The organism is Falsiroseomonas sp. E2-1-a20 (assembly GCF_051433195.1).
Taxonomy (GTDB): Bacteria; Pseudomonadota; Alphaproteobacteria; order Acetobacterales; family Acetobacteraceae; genus Falsiroseomonas.
Genome location: NZ_JBHMFT010000149.1, coordinates 1 through 1,363 on the forward strand (window position 1 = coordinate 1; position 1,363 = coordinate 1,363).

Below are 1,363 nucleotides of genomic sequence, written 5' to 3' on the forward strand. Positions count from 1 at the left end.
ATAGGCCCGACGCAAGGCGCGGTACGAAGCCGTCGGTCGATGGCGGCCAGCTCGGGGTCGGCCGCAACGAGGGCAGCTATTCGCGCCTCGATCTTCGCAATGCGCCGGTCGAGCAGAGCGACGACGCTGCGGATGTCGGCGCACGCGTTTAGGTCTGCAGTCTGCTGCAGACGTGTCGCTTCCTGCTTGCGCATCTCGACGAGCTGACGACGACGGGTCGCTTGGGCCTGAAGCGCACTGTCCGGCGTCAGCACTCTTGAGACAGATGAGGGGAGTTGAGGAACGGAGGGTTTCTGGCTCATCGTAACAGCCAGGAGAGTGAAGATGAGCCAGAAATCCTCCGCCCCCGCCGCAGCCAAGCCGCCGGCCGAGAAGGTGGTGCGCGACATCCGCCGCGCCACCCGCAAGCACCACTCGGCCGAGGACAAGATCCGCATCGTCCTCGAAGGCCTGCGCGGCGAGGAGAGCATCGCCGCCCTGTGCCGTCGCGAGGCCATCGCCGAGAGCCTGTACTACGCCTGGTCGAAGGAATTCCTGGAAGCCGGAAAGCGCCGCCTGGCCGGTGACACGGCGCGCGCCGCCACCACTGACGAGGTCAAGGAACTGCGCCAGGAGGCCCGAACGCTGAAAGAGGTCGTGGCTGAACAGGCGCTCGAGCTGCGCTTACTGAAAAAAGCATGATCGCGGCTGGGGCGACCGTACATGAGGTATCCCGCCCACGAGAAGCTCGAGATCATCCGCCTCGTCGAGCAATCCCACCTGCCGGTCCGGCGTACGCTGCGCCAGTTGGGTGTGCCGCCGGCGACGTTCTATCGCTGGTACGACAGCTACCGGAGCGGCGGCCCGAAAGCCCTGGCCGATCGGCCTTCGCGGCCCGATCGCGTGTGGAACCGTATCCCGGAACCGACACGCGACGAGATCATCGAACTGGCGCTGGCCGAACCCGCGCTGTCACCGCGGGAACTCGCCGTGCGCTTCACCGAACAGCAGCGCTACTTCGTCTCCGAAGCCTCGGTCTACCGCCTGCTCAAGGCGCATGACCTTATCACCAGCCCGGCCTTCGTCGTGGTCAAGGCGGCCGAGGAGTTCCGCACCAAGACCACTGCGCCCAACCAACTGTGGCAGACCGACTTCACCTACCTCAAGGTCATCGGCTGGGGCTGGTTCTACCTGTCCACCGTGCTTGACGACTTCTCGCGCTACGTCATCGCCTGGAAGCTCTGCACCGGCATGGCCGCCAGCGACGTCACCGAGACGCTGGAGATGGCGCTCACCGCCTCTGGCTGCACCCAGGCCCGCGTGCGGCACCGACCGCGCCTGCTGTCCGACAACGGGCCCTGCTACATCGCCGGCGAGTTGGCTC

Annotated in this window: 2 pseudogenes; one reads left to right on the forward strand and one right to left on the reverse strand. The window is 66.3% G+C overall.

The features are described from left to right. A pseudogene (locus ACFHPP_RS31020) lies at positions 1-302 on the reverse strand (hypothetical protein); the annotation flags it as partial. A 22-nt stretch (positions 303-324) separates the two neighbouring features. Here ACFHPP_RS31020 and ACFHPP_RS31025 point away from each other — a divergent pair. Continuing rightward, a pseudogene (locus ACFHPP_RS31025) lies at positions 325-1,363 on the forward strand (IS3 family transposase); the annotation flags it as partial.